We start from the raw sequence: 15,640 nt of genomic DNA on the forward strand, positions 1-15,640 counted from the left end.
GAAAGGCTAGACAGCGGGAACACCTTCATTAGACTGGCTCTGCCGCACCTTCTCCTGCGGTGTCTCCCGGTGTGCCCTGCATGCTCGGGTATGTCATGTAATGCCCCCACACCCTCTGAGCCAAGGACCGTGATCGACGTGAAGGTCGGCATCCCCCGCGAGGTCAAGAACAACGAGTTCCGGGTGGCCATCACCCCCGCCGGCGTGCACGAGCTGGTGCGCAACGGCCACCAGGTCGTCATCGAGCAGGGCGCAGGCGTCGGCTCGTCGATCCCCGACGAGGAGTACGTCGCCGCCGGCGCGCAGATCCTGCCGACCGCCGACGAGGTGTGGGCCACCGCCGACCTGCTGCTTAAGGTCAAGGAGCCCATCGCCGAGGAGTACCACCGCCTCCGCAAGGACCAGACGCTCTTCACCTACCTGCACCTGGCCGCCTCCAAGGAGTGCACGGACGCGCTCATCGAGTCCGGCACCACGGCGATCGCCTACGAGACGGTCGAGCTGCCCTCCCGAGCCCTGCCGCTGCTCGCCCCCATGTCCGAGGTCGCGGGCCGTCTCGCCCCGCAGGTCGGCGCCTACCACCTCATGCGCTCGGCCGGCGGCCGAGGCGTGCTCCCCGGTGGCGTTCCCGGCACCCAGCCCGCGAAGGCCGTCGTCATCGGCGGCGGCGTCTCCGGCTGGAACGCGACCCAGATCGCCGTCGGCATGGGCTTCCACGTCACGCTGCTCGACCGCGACATCAACAAGCTGCGCGAGGCGGACAAGGTCTTCGGCACCAAGGTCCGGGCGATCATGTCCAACGCCTTCGAGCTCGAGAAGGCCGTCCTGGACGCCGACCTCGTCATCGGCGCGGTGCTCATCCCGGGCGCCAAGGCCCCGAAGCTGGTCACCAACGAGCTGGTCGCGCGGATGAAGCCGGGAAGTGTCCTTGTCGACATCGCGATCGACCAGGGCGGCTGCTTCGAGGACTCCCGTCCGACCACGCACGCCGAGCCGACCTTCAAGGTCCACGACTCGGTCTTCTACTGCGTCGCCAACATGCCCGGCGCGGTGCCCAACACCTCCACCTACGCGCTGACCAACGCCACGCTGCCGTACATCATCGAACTGGCCAACCACGGCTGGGTCGAGGCACTGCGCCGCGACCCCGCCCTGGCCAAGGGCCTCAACACGCATGACAGCAAGGTGGTTTACCGGGAGGTCGCGGAGGCGCACGGCCTGGAGCACGTGGAGCTCGAGTCGCTGCTCGGCTGAGCCGATCGACTAAGTCACTTTCTGGTAAAGGCGATACGTCAACACGAGTCGTCAACCGTACGCACCCGGCCGGACCTTGCTCAAAAAGGTCCGGCTGGATGTGTGTATGGTCACTTTGCGGCACTCGGTCAACTCGCCTCGAACGCAACCCTTCGGGCGATTCGTACACCGGTGAAACCTGCTGTGCGACGGCCGTACGCCCTTGACAGCGCGATGTTTCATTGTCGACACATCTGCCCGGTCCGGCGGATTGTGTTGCTGCGGACGCCCGACACGCCATAGAGTCGCCAACCGTCGGCATGGTGCCACGCTGACCTGTCTAGAAGTTTCCTGGTCACCAAGGAGGTAAGACGACTTGTGAATGAGTCGACATTTTCTCCCGGGGGTGGTCAACCAGGAATGCCTGTACGGGGCCAGGGTCCCGCGGGATTCGAGGCTGTCGGCTCCGTCGCTGTCCGAACCTTCGCAGCCCACCAGAGCCAGACCAGCCCCCACACGGCTCTGTCAGCACACCAGAGCATGGATGGCCATCACGTGAACGCCATGGCCGGCGACGGAAGTGGCGCGCCCCACAACCATTTCGCCGACTACGACGAACTGCCCGAAGGGCACTTCTACGACCCCGACGCGGAGTACGAGCCCGACCCCGAGTACGCGGCCACGCTCGCGCCCGACGCTGCCCGCCAGCGTCGCGAGCGCATCGGCCCGACCGGGCGCCCGCTGCCGTACTTCCCGATCCCGGGTCCGCTGACCGACCACGGTCCCGCGAAGATCATCGCGATGTGCAACCAGAAGGGCGGCGTCGGCAAGACGACGTCGACCATCAACCTGGGTGCCGCGCTCGCGGAGTACGGACGCCGGGTCCTCCTCGTCGACTTCGACCCGCAGGGCGCGCTGTCGGTCGGCCTCGGCGTGAACCCGATGGAGCTCGACCTCACGGTCTACAACCTGCTCATGGAGCGGGGCATGTCGGCCGACGAGGTGCTCCTGAAGACGGCGGTCCCCAACATGGACCTGCTGCCGAGCAACATCGACCTGTCGGCCGCCGAGGTCCAGCTGGTGAGCGAGGTCGCGCGCGAGTCCACGCTGCAGCGCGCCCTGAAGCCGCTGCTGCCCGACTACGACTTCATCGTGATCGACTGTCAGCCCTCGCTCGGCCTGCTCACGGTGAACGCGCTGACGGCCGCCCACAAGGTGATCGTGCCCCTGGAGTGCGAGTTCTTCGCCCTCCGCGGTGTCGCGCTGCTCACCGAGACCATCGAGAAGGTCCAGGAGCGGCTCAACCCGGAGCTGGAGCTCGACGGGATCCTCGCCACGATGTACGACTCGCGCACCGTGCACAGCCGTGAGGTGCTCGCGCGTGTCGTCGAGGCGTTCGACGACCACGTCTACCACACGGTCATCGGGCGCACGGTCCGCTTCCCGGAGACCACGGTCGCCGGTGAGCCGATCACCACGTACGCCTCCAACTCCGTCGGTGCCGCCGCCTACCGCCAGCTCGCCAGGGAGGTGCTCGCCCGGTGTCACGCCGAGTGAGTCTGCCGGGGGCCGACGAACTGTTCCGTACGACAGGGGGAATGGCGCTCCAGCCGTCCACTCCCCGGCGCCCGGCCAACGGCGAGGCCCGGGTGCCGGCTCCCGCGGGGGAGAGCGACGCCGTGGCCGCGGAGGACGCGCCGCAGTCGGTGCCCGCGCAGGGCGGTGACGGCGACGGCGCCGAGCATGTGGCGGTCGACGCCGAGTCCGCCGACGCCGGTGAGTCGCGCACCCGGGCCGCGGCCGCGGAGCGGTCCGCGCGACGTCAGGGGGCGCAGGAAGGTTCTGCCGGGACGCCGTCGGCGGGTGCCTCCGGTGCCGCCGGTGCTTCCGCCGCGTCCGGTGCGGCCGCCTCCGCGCCGCGCAAGCGTGGGCGCACCGCCTCGCGCCGGCCCAGTGGTCGCGAACGGCACGACGAGAAGATCACCGTGTACGTCTCCGCCGAGGAGCTCATGGATCTGGAGCATGCGCGTCTGGTGCTCCGGGGTGAGCACGGGCTGGCGGTCGACCGCGGGCGGATCGTCCGCGAGGCGGTGGCCGTGGTGCTCGCGGATCTGGAGACCCGGGGAGACGCCAGCATCCTCGTACGACGGCTTCGCGGGCGGTAGCGGTAGCCTGCGGGGGCTATGACCTCGAACGACGTTCCCGTCCGCGGCGCCGGTGCCTCTGCCTCCGGCGGTCGTCGGCGTGCGCTGGGAAGGGGGCCGGGAGCATCACCGGCGCCTGCGCCGGCGCCGGTTCCCGAGGAGCTGGAGCCCGAGGTCGCGGATATCGTGGCCGCAGAGCCGGAGCCCCCGGTCGGTGCACCGGAGCCGGAGCCTCAGGTTGTCGTGCCGGAGCCCGAACCCGCTCCTGAGCCGCCCGCACAACCGGACGCGACGGAGCGCGAGGCCGGTGACGGCGCCGATGACGGTGTCTTCAAAGTCCGGCTCTCCAACTTCGAGGGCCCCTTCGATCTGCTCCTCCAGCTGATCTCCAAGCACAAGCTGGACGTCACCGAGGTCGCCCTGTCCAAGGTGACCGACGAGTTCATGGCGCACATCCGCGCGCTGGGGTCGGACTGGGATCTCGACGAGACGACCGAGTTCCTCGTGGTCGCCGCCACGCTGCTCGACCTCAAGGCGGCCCGCCTGCTGCCCTCCGCCGAGGTGGAGGACGAGGCCGACCTCGCGCTGCTGGAGGCGCGGGACCTGCTGTTCGCGCGGCTGCTGCAGTACCGGGCCTACAAGCAGATCGCCGACATCTTCAGCCGGCGGCTCGATGACGAGGCCCGGCGCTACCCCCGTACCGTCGGGCTCGAACCGCACCATGCCGAGCTGTTGCCCGAGGTCGTCATCAGCATCGGGGCGGAAGGATTCGCCAAGCTGGCGGTCAAGGCGATGCAGCCCAAGCCGAAGCCGCAGGTGTACGTCGACCACATTCACGCGCCGCTCGTGAGCGTGCAGGAGCAGGCCGGGATCGTCGTCGCGCGGCTCAGGGAGCTCGGCGAGGCCAGCTTCCGGGCCCTCGTCGAGGACACCGACGACACCCTCACCGTCGTAGCGCGATTCCTGGCGTTGCTGGAGCTGTACCGCGAGAAGGCCGTGGCCCTCGACCAGGAGACCGCGCTCGGGGAGCTCGTCGTGCGGTGGACCGGTGGGGACGGGGACGCCGAACCCGTGGTGACCGACGAGTTCGACCGGCCGCCCGAGCCGCCCAAGGAGGAGAAGAAGGCGTGAGCGAGGAGATCACCGAGGTTCCGGTCGGGCTGCGCACCGTCGCCGACCTCGACCTCAAGCCCGCCCTGGAGGCGATGCTCATGGTCGTGGACGAGCCCGCGACCGAGGAGCACCTCGCGAAGATCCTGGAGCGGCCCAGGCGGCAGATCGCCGACGCCCTGCGGGAGCTGGCCGACGAGTACGCCGTGCAGGGGCGGGGCTTCGAGCTGCGGTTCGTCGCGGGCGGCTGGCGCTTCTACACCCGCCCCGAGTACGCGGCCGCCGTCGAGCGGCTGGTGCTGGACGGGCAGACGGCCCGGCTCACCCAGGCCGCCCTGGAGACGCTCGCCGTCGTCGCGTACCGGCAGCCGGTCAGCCGCAGCCGCGTCTCGGCCGTACGAGGAGTGAACTGCGACGGCGTCATGCGCACCCTCCTGCAGCGCGGTCTGGTCGAGGAGGCGGGCACGGAACCCGAAACAGGTGCGATCCTGTACAGGACGACGAACTACTTCCTGGAGCGGATGGGCCTGCGCGGCCTGGACGAGCTCCCGGAGCTCGCGCCCTTCCTCCCGGAGGCGGAGGCGATCGAGGCCGAGACCCAGGAGGGGGTGCCGTCGTTCGACCCGGACGCTCCCGATGACGGTCCGGGCACCTCGGTGAGCCGGGGTACCGACGACGCAGACGACCAGACGGAACTTTGATGCGAAGCAGCGGCAGCGGCAAGAGTGGTGGGCGCGGTAACTACCGCGGTGCCGGCAACAACAGGGACCAGAAGCAGGGCGGCCAGGGCGGTCAGGGCGGCCGTCCGCGCAAGCCCCGTCCCGAGGAGCGCCGCTACGACGTGGGCCCCGGGGCGACCAAGGACGGCCCGAAGTCCGGGCGCGGCGCCTCCGCGCGCGGCGGTGCCAAGGGCGGGCCCAAGCAGGGCCAGCAGCGCGGCACCGGTCGGGGCCGTTCGGCCCCGGCGACCTCCCGCGAGTACGACGCCCGTGCCGAGGAGCGCAACCGCGAGCGGTACGCCGGCAAGAAGGACGTCAAGCTGCCCAAGACCTTCCCCGGCGCCGAGCAGGAGGGCGAGCGGCTGCAGAAGGTCCTCGCGCGCGCGGGCTACGGCTCCCGGCGTGCCTGCGAGGAGCTGATCGAGGAGGCGCGCGTCGAGGTCAACGGCGAGATCGTCACCGAGCAGGGCCTGCGGGTCGACCCCGAGAGGGATGAGATCAAGGTGGACGGCCTGACGGTCGCCACGCAGTCGTACCAGTTCTTCTCGCTCAACAAGCCCGCCGGTGTCGTCTCCACGATGGAGGACCCCGAGGGCCGCCAGTGCCTCGGCGACTACGTCACCAACCGCGAGACCCGGCTCTTCCACGTCGGCCGGCTCGACACCGAGACCGAGGGCGTCATCCTGCTCACCAACCACGGCGAGCTGGCCCACCGCCTCACCCACCCCAAGTACGGCGTCAAGAAGACCTACCTCGCGGCCATCGTCGGCCCGATCCCGCGCGACCTGGGCAAGAAGCTCAAGGACGGCATCCAGCTGGAGGACGGCTACGCGCGCGCGGACCACTTCCGGGTCGTCGAGCAGACCGGCAAGAACTACCTGGTCGAGGTCACGCTGCACGAGGGCCGCAAGCACATCGTGCGGCGCATGCTGGCGGAGGCGGGCTTCCCCGTCGAGAAGCTGGTGCGCACCTCCTTCGGGCCCATCACCCTCGGCGACCAGAAGTCGGGCTGGCTGCGGCGGCTGTCGAACACCGAGGTCGGGATGCTGATGAAGGAAGTCGATCTGTAAATCGCTGTATGGCGCTTGCCGTGTCGGCCGGTTCTGGATTCGTCCGGGACCGGCCGATTCGTTTTCGCCGCTCCGCCGGTCTGTATCCGTGACGGAGGGAGCGGGGATGAACACGATCGCCCAGGAGGCGCCTCAGACGGCGCCTGAGGGGCCGCTGAGGGCCTTGCGGGGCCTGTCATGAGCTCCGGGGAGCTGCTGGAGCGTTCGCTCGCCTACGCGCTGGGGAGCGTCGCCGAGGTGGAGGCGGGGAGTCTCGGGTGCCGGACGCCGTGCGTCCAGTGGGATCTGGGGCAGTTGCTCGGGCACCTCGACGATTCCCTGGACGCGCTCTACGAAGGGCTGACGGGCGGGCGGATAGGGCCGTTCCCGGGTGCCGACCGGGCCTGCGGCTTCCGTACGCGCGCGTGCGCCGTGCTCGGCGCCTGGGCGGCCGGGCCCGCCGGGCAGGTCCTGGTCGGCGAACGGCCGCTGGACGTGCGGGTGATGGGCGCTGTCGGTGCCGTCGAGATCGCCGTGCACGGCTGGGACGTCGCCCAGGCTTGCGGTCGGCCGAGGCCCATCCCGGTGTCGCTCGCGGCCGAGCTGCTGAGCGTCGCCCGCTGCGTGGTCACCGATCAGGACCGGGGCGTGCGGTTCGGGCCGCCGGTCGAGGTGACGCCACGCGCGCGTGCCGACGTCCGGCTGCTGGCCTTCCTGGGGCGGCGGGACGGCGCATGAGGCGACAGGGGTTGCGGTGACCCACCCCTCTCTTTATAGTCGTACTGACTATTAAGGGGATGGGTTCGCATGGAGTACGACAAGTACGCCCACGAGCCTTTCGCCGTCACCGCCGACCTCGCCGTTCTCACGATCCGCGAGGGCGTCCTGCATGTCCTGCTCGTCGAGCGCGGGCAGGAGCCGTACCAGGGGCACTGGGCGCTGCCCGGCGGCTTCGTGCAGCCGGACGAGTCGGCGGAGACCGCGGCCCGGCGCGAACTCGCCGAGGAGACCGGCCTGTCGGACGTCTCCGGGCTGCACCTCGAGCAGCTGCGGACCTACAGCGAGCCCGACCGCGACCCCCGGATGCGGGTCGTGACGGTCGCCTTCACCGCGCTGCTGCCCCACCCGCCCGAACCGCACGGCGGCAGCGACGCGGCGCAGGCACGCTGGGTGCCGTACGACAAGGCGGGTCCGCTCGCCTTCGACCACGACCGCATCCTGGCCGACGCCCATGAACGCGTCGGCGCCAAGCTGGAGTACTCGAGCCTCGCCACCGCCTTCTGCCCGCCCGAGTTCACGCTCGGCGAGCTCCAGCAGGTCTACGAGGTGGTGTGGGGCACCGCCCTCGACCGGCCCAACTTCCGCCGCAAGGTGCTGGCCACCCCGGGCTTCGTCGAACCCGTCCCCGGGGCCGCCCGGCTCACCGGCGGCCGCGGCAAACCGGCCGCGCTTTACCGCGCCGGCACCGCCACCACCCTCCACCCGCCGCTGCTCCGGCCGACCCCGGAAGGACGCCCCGCATGACCACGACCACCGTCCGCAAACGCGCCGCCACCGGCTCATTGACCGGCCTCGCCCTCGGGGACGCGCTCGGCTTCCCGACCGAGTTCAACGACGTGCCGTCGATCCTCGCCAAGTGCGGGCCGTGGCGCGAGATGGAGCTGCCGACGCCGGCGATCGTCACCGACGACACGCAGATGACGCTGGCGTTGGGAAAGGGGCTGCGGACGGCGATGGACCGGGGGCTGCTCGGGCCCAAGCGGTTGGAGCGGCCGGTGCGGGAGGAGTTCGTCGACTGGTACCAGTCACCGGAGAACAACCGCGCGCCGGGCCGGACCTGCCTCGTCGCCTGCAACCTGCTGAAGGACGAGCAAAGGCCCTGGCAGGACGCCAGCCAGATCGGCTCCAAGGGCTGCGGCGCCAACATGCGCGTCGCCCCGCTCGGGCTCGTCCCCGGCCTGAGCGACGAACAGCGCGCGGGCGCCGCCCAGTTGCAGTCCGCCCTCACCCACGGGCATCCGACGGCGCTCGCCGCTTCCGACCTGACCGCCCACGCCATACGTCTCCTCGCGCAGGGCGCCGAGCCGACCGGACTGGTCGGCCTGCTGCGGTCGTACGCCTACGACAACCGCACCCGCTACCACGACCGCTGGCTCGGCGACCTGTGGACCCGTAGCCAGGACCCCTCGCCCGAGCACTTCATCGCGCGCGGCTGGGACGAGTGCCTGGAGGTCCTGGACCGCCTCCAGGAGGCGGTGCGCAGCGCGTCGCCCAAGACCGACCCGTGCCTCGCCACCGGTCAGGGCTGGATCGCCGAAGAGGCCCTGGCCACCGGGCTGTTGTGCTTCCTGTGGTTCGTCGACGAGCCGCTGACGGCGCTGCGGCGGGCCGCCTGCACCTCTGGCGACTCGGACTCGATCGCCTGCCTGGCCGGAGCGTTCGCGGGCGCCTGGCTGGGCGCCGACGCCTGGCCGGCTCAGTGGGCGGACCGCATCGAGTACCGGGGGGACCTGCTGACCCTCGGAGCGCTCTGGGACGCTTGACGGATGATCGACGCCCTGGACCTCGACCTCGTGCCCGTCGTCGCCGAACAGCCCGACCCGGTGCTGTTCGCGACCGTCTCCGGCGCCCACCTGTACGGCTTCCCGTCGCGCGACTCCGACGTGGACCTGCGGGGCGTGCACCTGCTGCCGACCGCCGACCTGGTCGGGCTGCGGGAGCCGGACGAGACGCGGTCGCGGATGTGGGTGCGGGACGGCGTCGAGATGGACCTGGTCACGCACGACCTGCGCAAGTTCGTACGGCTGATGCTGCGGCGCAACGGCTATGTTCTGGAGCAGCTGCTGTCGCCGCTCGTCGTGCACACCACGGACGCCCACCGCGAGCTGGCCGAGCTCGCGCCCGGCGCCCTGACCAGCCACCACGCCCATCACTACCGGGGGTTCGCCAACACACAGTGGCGGCTGTTCGAGAAGACCGGGGAACTCAAGCCGCTGCTCTACACCTTCCGGGTGCTGCTCACCGGCATCCATCTGATGCGCAGTGGGGAAGTGCAGCCGCATCTGCCGACGCTGATCGGGGAGGTCGACGCTCCCGCCTATCTCCCGGAGCTCGTCGCGGCGAAGGCGGAGCAGGAGCACGGGCCCGCCGGCGTCGACCACGCGCGCGTGGCGGCCGACGTCGAGCGGCTGCACCGTGTGCTGGACGAGGCGCAGACGGCCTCAGCGCTGCCCGACGCCCCCACTGCCTACGACGCCCTGCACGCCTTCGTCGTACGGACCCGGCTGGAGGGCTGAGGCGCGGCGGACGCGGGTCAGGAAGGCCTCCACGCGGCGGCGGTCCGGCTCCGGTGGGAGCGGGCTGTGGTGGCAGGCCTCCTCCGTCTCCTTCGCCAGGCGGGTCATCCAGGACTCGACCTCCGGCCAGGAGACCTCGCCCTGCTTGACCGCGAGCAGTGGCTCGCGGTGGTCGCCCACGTCGATCGTGAGCCGGCCGCTGCGGAGCAGGTCGCGGGCGCTGATGAGGAGGCGGATCAGGTGCATCGCGTGCTTCCAGCGCGGGGCGCCGTGGGCGCGGACGTCGGCCTCCAGCTTCTTGCGCTGGCCCAGCGCGTAGCGCGTGAACGTCTCGTACGCCTGGCGGGACAGGAACGCCTCGCGCAGGGCGAGGAGTTCGCGGCCCGTGTCGTCGACGTACTCCACGAGCGGGGAGTGCAGGCACTCCAGGATGTTCGGGTTGGCGCGCAGGGCCAGTTCGCAGAAGCGTTCCAGTTCCCAGCTGAACTGCTCCTCCTGAGGGCCTTCGACATGTGTCGGCGGCTTGTCGAAGCGCCAGAAGAGGGCTGTCGGGGCGAGGAACACGCCCCGGCGGTCGGTGTCGCTGCCGTCCGTCGCCAGACCGAAGGCGCGCGAGCCCATCACACAGGCGTAGATCGTGTGGTCGCGTACCAGGGTCTCGGGGTGCATGCCCCGGAGCGTACGCGGCGGATCACACCAGGCGGATCGAATTTCCCTCCACGGTGATCTTCTTCTCCGGCAGCGGCTCGGTCGCCGGAGGGTTGGCCACCGAGCCGTCCGTGATGTCGAACTTGCTGCCGTGGCAGGGGCAGTTGATCGTGCCGTCCGAGACGCTGCCGACCGTGCACCGCTGATGCGTGCAGATGGCGGAGAAGGCCTTGAACTCACCGGCCTTCGGCTGGGTCAGCACCACCTTCTCGTCCTTGAGGATCAGACCGCCGCCCACCGGGACGTCGGCCGTGCCGGCCAGCTCCTGGCCGGGCGAGACCTCCGAGGACGACTCGCCCTTGTCGTCGTACTCGCCGCAGCCCGCGACGAGCGCCGCCGCGCCCGTCGCACCGGTCGCGATGAGGATCGTGCGCCGCGTCGGACGGTTGCTCATGTCGTCACTCCGAAAGTGCGGAAGAACCAGAGGGCGGAGGTCAGCCAGATGACCGTGAGAGCGGCGAAGACCAGCCCGCCCACGATCGGCAGCAGCCAGCCGGGAAGTCGCTCCGAGCGGAGCAGCAGCATCTTTGCACTGAAAGCACCGAAGAAGAAGCAACCCAGGATGGAATGCAGGAAAACACGCATTTCGTACGTCTGGTAGCCCATCGCGTACAGGCAGTGCACCGCCACGGGGACGGACACCAGGAACGCCACCCGGCCCGACCAGCGGTGCAGGGCGGAGGCCCACGTCGGTCCCGGCAGCTTTCCGTACACCATGAACGCGGAGACCAGCTGGACCAGCGCGAAGAAGACCGCCGTCGTCGCCAGCCACGACTTGACCGCGCCGCTGCTGCTGAACCCGGCGAGGTTGAAGGCGGTCCCCGTCGGGTCGTGGACCTTGCCGTACGCCCCGAGGGCGACCGCGACCGCGCCGGCGACCAGCGCCGGGAACAGATAGCGGGCCGCGTGCGGGCGGCGGTGGCCGGGCCGCGGGGACGGGAAGTCCTGGGTGACGGCGTTCGGGTCGACGGTCATGATCGACTCCCGTGAGGAAGGGGGGGCATCGAGGATGGAGCGAGGTGATCAGGGCGCGGCCGGGCGGGCCGTGAGCTGCTGTCCGTCGACCGCTACGGCACCCGTCTCCGGCTCGATCCGCGGGGCGGGCGAGGGCCGGCCGTCGCGGGTGAGTAGCCCGACCTGCCGGCCGTCCGGCAGCACGATCCAGCCGCCGTCGACCCGGGCGCCGCGCACGGTGGCGGTGGCCCGGTACAGGCCCGACGGCTTCTTCGTCCTGTCGGCGGTGAAGGCGTAGTGGCCGCCGTCGATGTCGACCGTGCCCTGGATCCGCTTGCCTCCCTTGAGGGCGCCCTTCAGAACGGAACCGTCCTTGCCGGTGAGGCGCATGGTCCCGTCGTCGTTCACCTCGCCCTTGAGCCAGGACTCCTTGTTCCGGCCGTCGCAGAAGTACGCGATCGCCCGGCCGTCGCGCAGGTTGACGGCTACGGCCGAGGAGTCGTCGTCGGTGCGGCCCGCGTAGTCGGCGTCGGGGACGGTGACGGGGCTCTGCGGCGGGGAGGGCGGCGGGGTCGTTCTGGTCGGGGTCGGCGACGCCGTGGGCGCAGGCGACTCCTTCGTGGTCTGTGCGGAGGTGTTCCGCGTCCCGGTCGTCGCGTTGAGCGACAGCATGAACGCCGCGAGCAGAAGACCCGCGAGAAGAGTGAGCAGCGGTCCAGGACGCTTCATGACGGGCCTCCCCCGAGGCGAGCTTCCTGCCATGAGAGCGGACGCCGTGCCGGGCGTAAAGAGGCGCACAGGGGTGTTCTCACCCCAAGTAGCGGAACAGAGACATTCGGGTGACATTGTGACCATGACGGGTAAGGACCAGGGCCTTGGTGATCTGCTCGGCGGCGTCCTCGGCGGCCGGGGCGGAACCGGCAGCGGAGGGCTTCTCCTGGGCGCCCTGTTGTCGGTCTTCGCAAGGAACGGCGGTGGCGGCAATCCGCTCGGCGGGCTGCTGGAGACGCTCAGGGGCGCGGGGCTCGGCGAGCAGGTGCAGTCCTGGCTCGGCACCGGCGACAACCAGTCGGTGACCGGCGGCCAGCTCCAGCAGGCACTCGGCGAGGAGACCCTCCAGGGGGTCGCGCGGGAGGTCGGCATCACCCCCGCCCAGGCCGCGGACGACCTCGCCCAGGTGCTGCCCCCGGTGGTCGACAAGCTGACCCCCGAGGGCGAGGTGCCCTCGCGGGCCGACCTGGAGGAGCTGATCCGGCAGCAGTCGCCGTGAGCGGGGCCCGCAGCCGTCTCAGCGTGCGGGCGGCATACGTCCGCCGTGCCCGGGCTGACTAGGCTGGCGGGTCGAAGAGCCGATCCGTACAGCAGCAAGGAGCCGAGCAGTGGCGGTACGAGCGGTCCGGGGGGCCGTCCAACTGGAGCGGGACGACGCCGGCCACATGGACGAGCAGGTCGGGGCACTGCTCACGGCGATCCTGGAGCGGAACGGACTGAGCTCGGACGACCTGATCAGCATCTGGTTCACGGCCACGCCCGATCTGCACAGCGACTTCCCGGCGGCCGCCGCCCGCAAGCTCGGCATCGTCGACGTACCGCTGATCTGCGCCCAGGAACTGGACATCGAGGGCGCCATGCCGCGGGTCGTGCGCGTCCTCGCGCACATCGAGTCCGACAAGCCCCGCGCCGACATCGCGCACGTCTACCTCGGCGCCGCGGCCGCCCTGCGCAAGGACATCGCCCAGTGAGAACCGCACTCGTCATCGGCACCGGCCTCATCGGTACGTCCGCCGCACTCGCCCTGTCCCAGCGCGGGGTCGTCGTCCACCTCGCCGACCACGACCCCGAGCAGGCCCGTACGGCGGCCGCGCTCGGCGCCGGCACGGACGAGGCGCCCGAGGGCCCCGTGGACCTCGCGATCGTCGCCGCCCCGCCCGCGCACGTCGCCGGGGTGCTCGCCGACGCCATGCGCCGGGGGGTGGCCCGCGGCTACCTCGACGTGGCCAGCGTCAAGGGCGGGCCGCGGCGCGAGCTGGAGGCGCTCGGGCTCGACCTGTCGGTGTACATCGGTACGCATCCCATGTCGGGGCGTGAGAAGTCCGGACCGCTGGCCGCGTCCGGTGACCTCTTCGAGGGCCGGCCGTGGGTGCTGACGCCGACCCGGGACACCGACACCGAGGTGCTGAACCTCGCCCTGGAGCTGGTCTCGCACTGCCGTGCGGTGCCGGTGGTGATGGACGCCGACGCCCACGACCGTGCCGTCGCGCTGGTGTCCCACATGCCCCACCTGGTGTCCAGCATGGTCGCAGCGCGCCTTGAGAACGCCGAGGAGGCCGCCGTACGGCTGTGCGGGCAGGGCATCCGGGACGTGACCCGGATCGCCGCGTCCGATCCCCGGATGTGGCTGGACATCCTCGCCGCGAACCCCGGGCCGGTGGCCGACCTGCTCACGGATGTCGCCGCCGACCTGGAGGAGACGGTGCGGGCGCTGCGGGCGCTGCAGTCGTCCGACGAGGCGAAGCGGCTGGAGGGGACGTCCGGGATCGAGAACGTGCTGCGGCGTGGGAACGCGGGGCAGGTCCGGGTGCCGGGCAAGCACGGGGCGGCTCCTCGGGTGTACGAGGTCGTGGCCGTGCTGATCGACGACCAGCCGGGGCAGCTCGCGCGGATCTTCGCGGATGCGGAGCGGGCGGGGGTCAACATCGAGGACGTGCGGATCGAGCATGCGACGGGGCAGCAGGCCGGTCTGGTGCAGCTGATGGTGGAGCCGAAGGCGGTGCCGGTGTTGTCGGCGGCGTTGCGGGAGCGGGGCTGGGCGATCCGGCAGTAGGAGGGTTCTCGCCCCCGCCGCCCTTACCCGTCCCATCACTGGGGGCTGCCGCCCCCAGACCCCCGCTTCGGCCCTGAAGGGGCCTTGTCCTCAAACGCCGGACGGGCTGAATCGCCTGGACCGGCGTCGCCCAGTGGCCGTCCGGCCGGACGAGTGACGCGTACCCAGTAACCTTGTGCAGGGTGCGCTCGCGCCCCGCCAATCTCGCCGAACCGCACCAGGAAGGTGTCCCCCCGTGGAAAACGGTGCCGCCAAGCCCGTGATTGTCGCCATCGACGGCCCCTCCGGCACGGGCAAGTCGAGCACGTCGAAGGCCGTCGCCGCGCAGCTCGGGCTGAGTTACCTCGACACCGGCGCCCAGTACCGGGCGATCACCTGGTGGATGGTGACCAACGGCATCGACATCGAGGACCCGTCCGCGATCGCCGCCGTGGCCGGCAAGCCCGAGATCGTCTCCGGCACCGACCCGGGCAACCCGACGATCACCGTCGACGGTGTCGACGTGGCCGGTCCGATCCGCACCCAGGAGGTCACCTCCAAGGTCAGTGCGGTGAGCGCCGTGCCGGAGGTGCGTGCGCGGATCACCGAGCTGCAGCGCTCGCTCGCGACCTCCGCGGAGATCGGGATCGTCGTCGAGGGGCGTGACATCGGGACGACCGTGCTGCCGGACGCCGACCTGAAGGTCTTCCTCACCGCCTCCCCGGAGGCCCGCGCCGCCCGCCGCAGCGGCGAGCTGAAGGGCGCCGACGTCAACGCGACCCGCGAGGCGCTGATCAAGCGCGACGCGGCCGACTCCAGCCGTAAGACCTCGCCGCTCGCCAAGGCGGACGACGCGGTCGAGGTGGACACCACCGAGCTCACGCTGCCGCAGGTCATCGAGTGCGTCGTCACGCTCGTCGAGGAGAAGCGAGCCGGGAAGTGAGCGCTCTGTCCGTGCCCTCCGAGCGGGGCGCCGAGGTCGGGCGGCGCATCGGCGTCGGCCTGATGTACGGGCTGTGGCGGCCCCGGGTCCTGGGCTCCTGGAAGATGCCCGCGACCGGGCCGGTGATCCTCGCGGTCAATCACAGCCACAACATCGACGGCCCGATGGTGATGGGCGTCACGCCCCGCCCCGTGCACTTCCTGATCAAGAAGGAAGCGTTCGTCGGCCCGCTCGATCCCTTCCTCACCGGCATCGGCCAGCTGAAGGTGGACCGTCACGCCGCCGACCGCATGGCCATCACCCAGGCGCTCGACGTCCTGTCCAACGGCGGTGTCCTCGGCATCTTCCCCGAGGGCACCCGCGGCGTGGGCGACTTCGCCTCGCTGCGCGCCGGGCTCGCCTACTTCGCGGTACGCAGCGGGGCGCCGATCGTCCCGGTCGCGGTACTGGGAAGTTCCGAGAAGCGGGGACGGTTGATAAAGGGGCTGCCTCCCCTGCGCCACCGCATCGACGTCGTCTACGGCGACCCCTTCGAGGCGGGCGACGGCAGCGGGCGGCGCACCCGCAGGGCGCTGGACGAGGCGACCGAGCGCATCCAGAAGCAGCTCACCGCGCACCTGGAAAACGCCAGGCAGCTGACCGGCCGCTAGGCGACACTGAGTAGTGGATCAGCCCGGAGAA

At 70.9% G+C, this 15,640-nt stretch carries 19 protein-coding genes; 15 read left to right on the forward strand and 4 right to left on the reverse strand.

The genetic code is table 11. The features are described from left to right. Window positions 1-138: 138 nt before the first annotated feature. The 10 genes from ald (at window position 139) to ACZ7L6_RS33840 (ending at window position 9,551) form a co-directional block, all read left to right on the forward strand. Window positions 139-1,254, forward strand: a complete 1,116-nt coding sequence (gene ald, locus ACZ7L6_RS33795) for an alanine dehydrogenase (RefSeq protein ID WP_471930889.1) — start codon at window positions 139-141, stop codon at window positions 1,252-1,254. A 399-nt stretch (window positions 1,255-1,653) separates the two neighbouring features. Beyond that, complete coding sequence (locus tag ACZ7L6_RS33800) at window positions 1,654-2,790, forward strand: ParA family protein (protein WP_398827522.1); 1,137 nt, start codon at window positions 1,654-1,656, stop codon at window positions 2,788-2,790. Next, window positions 2,775-3,398, forward strand: coding sequence for a hypothetical protein (locus ACZ7L6_RS33805; protein ID WP_471930585.1), 624 nt, complete (start codon window positions 2,775-2,777; stop codon window positions 3,396-3,398). The genes ACZ7L6_RS33800 and ACZ7L6_RS33805 overlap by 16 nt, the downstream gene beginning before the upstream one ends. Window positions 3,399-3,416: 18 nt before the next feature. Further along, window positions 3,417-4,508 (forward strand): segregation and condensation protein A, encoded by a 1,092-nt coding sequence (locus ACZ7L6_RS33810; RefSeq protein WP_471930587.1) that lies wholly within the window; start codon window positions 3,417-3,419, stop codon window positions 4,506-4,508. Continuing rightward, window positions 4,505-5,188, forward strand: a complete 684-nt coding sequence (gene scpB, locus ACZ7L6_RS33815; protein WP_471930589.1) for an SMC-Scp complex subunit ScpB — start codon at window positions 4,505-4,507, stop codon at window positions 5,186-5,188. The genes ACZ7L6_RS33810 and scpB overlap by 4 nt, the downstream gene beginning before the upstream one ends. Continuing rightward, window positions 5,188-6,276, forward strand: a complete 1,089-nt coding sequence (locus ACZ7L6_RS33820; protein WP_471930591.1) for a pseudouridine synthase — start codon at window positions 5,188-5,190, stop codon at window positions 6,274-6,276. The genes scpB and ACZ7L6_RS33820 overlap by 1 nt, the downstream gene beginning before the upstream one ends. A 177-nt stretch (window positions 6,277-6,453) precedes the next feature. Next, a complete protein-coding gene (locus tag ACZ7L6_RS33825) occupies window positions 6,454-6,993 on the forward strand; it encodes a TIGR03086 family metal-binding protein (RefSeq protein ID WP_471930593.1) in 540 nt (179 codons plus the stop codon). 69 nt (window positions 6,994-7,062) lie between these two features. Beyond that, complete coding sequence (locus ACZ7L6_RS33830) at window positions 7,063-7,779, forward strand: NUDIX hydrolase (protein WP_471930597.1); 717 nt, start codon at window positions 7,063-7,065, stop codon at window positions 7,777-7,779. Then, entirely contained in the window at window positions 7,776-8,798 is a 1,023-nt protein-coding gene (locus ACZ7L6_RS33835; protein WP_471930599.1) for an ADP-ribosylglycohydrolase family protein, read from the forward strand. Before ACZ7L6_RS33830 ends, ACZ7L6_RS33835 begins: the two co-directional genes overlap by 4 nt. A gap of 3 nt (window positions 8,799-8,801) precedes the next feature. Beyond that, window positions 8,802-9,551: a nucleotidyltransferase domain-containing protein gene (locus ACZ7L6_RS33840; RefSeq protein WP_471930601.1), complete on the forward strand. Its 750-nt coding sequence runs from the start codon at window positions 8,802-8,804 to the stop codon at window positions 9,549-9,551. Here ACZ7L6_RS33840 and ACZ7L6_RS33845 read toward each other — a convergent pair. Genes ACZ7L6_RS33845 through ACZ7L6_RS33860 form a run of 4 tightly spaced genes read right to left on the reverse strand, consistent with a single transcriptional unit; the run spans window position 9,477 to window position 11,942 of the window. Beyond that, a complete protein-coding gene (locus tag ACZ7L6_RS33845) occupies window positions 9,477-10,220 on the reverse strand; it encodes a nucleotidyltransferase domain-containing protein (protein WP_471930603.1) in 744 nt (247 codons plus the stop codon). The two genes, ACZ7L6_RS33840 and ACZ7L6_RS33845, sit on opposite strands and share 75 nt — an antisense overlap. Before the next feature lie 22 nt (window positions 10,221-10,242). Beyond that, complete coding sequence (locus tag ACZ7L6_RS33850) at window positions 10,243-10,653, reverse strand: Rieske (2Fe-2S) protein (RefSeq protein ID WP_471930605.1); 411 nt, start codon at window positions 10,651-10,653, stop codon at window positions 10,243-10,245. Further along, entirely contained in the window at window positions 10,650-11,234 is a 585-nt protein-coding gene (locus ACZ7L6_RS33855) for a DUF6529 family protein (protein ID WP_471930607.1), read from the reverse strand. Before ACZ7L6_RS33855 ends, ACZ7L6_RS33850 begins: the two co-directional genes overlap by 4 nt. 48 nt (window positions 11,235-11,282) lie before the next feature. Beyond that, the gene (locus tag ACZ7L6_RS33860; protein ID WP_471930609.1) at window positions 11,283-11,942 is read right to left on the reverse strand and encodes a hypothetical protein; all 660 of its coding nucleotides are present in this window, start codon (window positions 11,940-11,942) and stop codon (window positions 11,283-11,285) included. 124 nt (window positions 11,943-12,066) lie between these two features. On the opposite strand from ACZ7L6_RS33860, the gene ACZ7L6_RS33865 reads away from it, so the two are divergent. The 5 genes from ACZ7L6_RS33865 to ACZ7L6_RS33885 all read left to right on the forward strand — a co-directional run bounded on the left by ACZ7L6_RS33865 (window position 12,067) and on the right by ACZ7L6_RS33885 (window position 15,609). Then, entirely contained in the window at window positions 12,067-12,483 is a 417-nt protein-coding gene (locus ACZ7L6_RS33865; protein WP_471930611.1) for a YidB family protein, read from the forward strand. 109 nt (window positions 12,484-12,592) lie between these two features. Beyond that, entirely contained in the window at window positions 12,593-12,955 is a 363-nt protein-coding gene (aroH, locus tag ACZ7L6_RS33870; protein WP_471930613.1) for a chorismate mutase, read from the forward strand. Beyond that, window positions 12,952-14,037, forward strand: coding sequence for a prephenate dehydrogenase (locus ACZ7L6_RS33875; protein ID WP_471930615.1), 1,086 nt, complete (start codon window positions 12,952-12,954; stop codon window positions 14,035-14,037). Before aroH ends, ACZ7L6_RS33875 begins: the two co-directional genes overlap by 4 nt. A 235-nt stretch (window positions 14,038-14,272) precedes the next feature. Continuing rightward, on the forward strand, window positions 14,273-14,959 hold the full coding sequence (cmk, locus tag ACZ7L6_RS33880) for a (d)CMP kinase (RefSeq protein WP_471930617.1): 687 nt from the start codon (window positions 14,273-14,275) through the stop codon (window positions 14,957-14,959). Then, window positions 14,917-15,609, forward strand: coding sequence for a lysophospholipid acyltransferase family protein (locus ACZ7L6_RS33885; protein ID WP_471930619.1), 693 nt, complete (start codon window positions 14,917-14,919; stop codon window positions 15,607-15,609). The genes cmk and ACZ7L6_RS33885 overlap by 43 nt, the downstream gene beginning before the upstream one ends. The last annotated feature ends 31 nt before the right edge of the window (window positions 15,610-15,640 follow it).

The organism is Streptomyces sp. NPDC107522 (genome assembly GCF_055657525.1).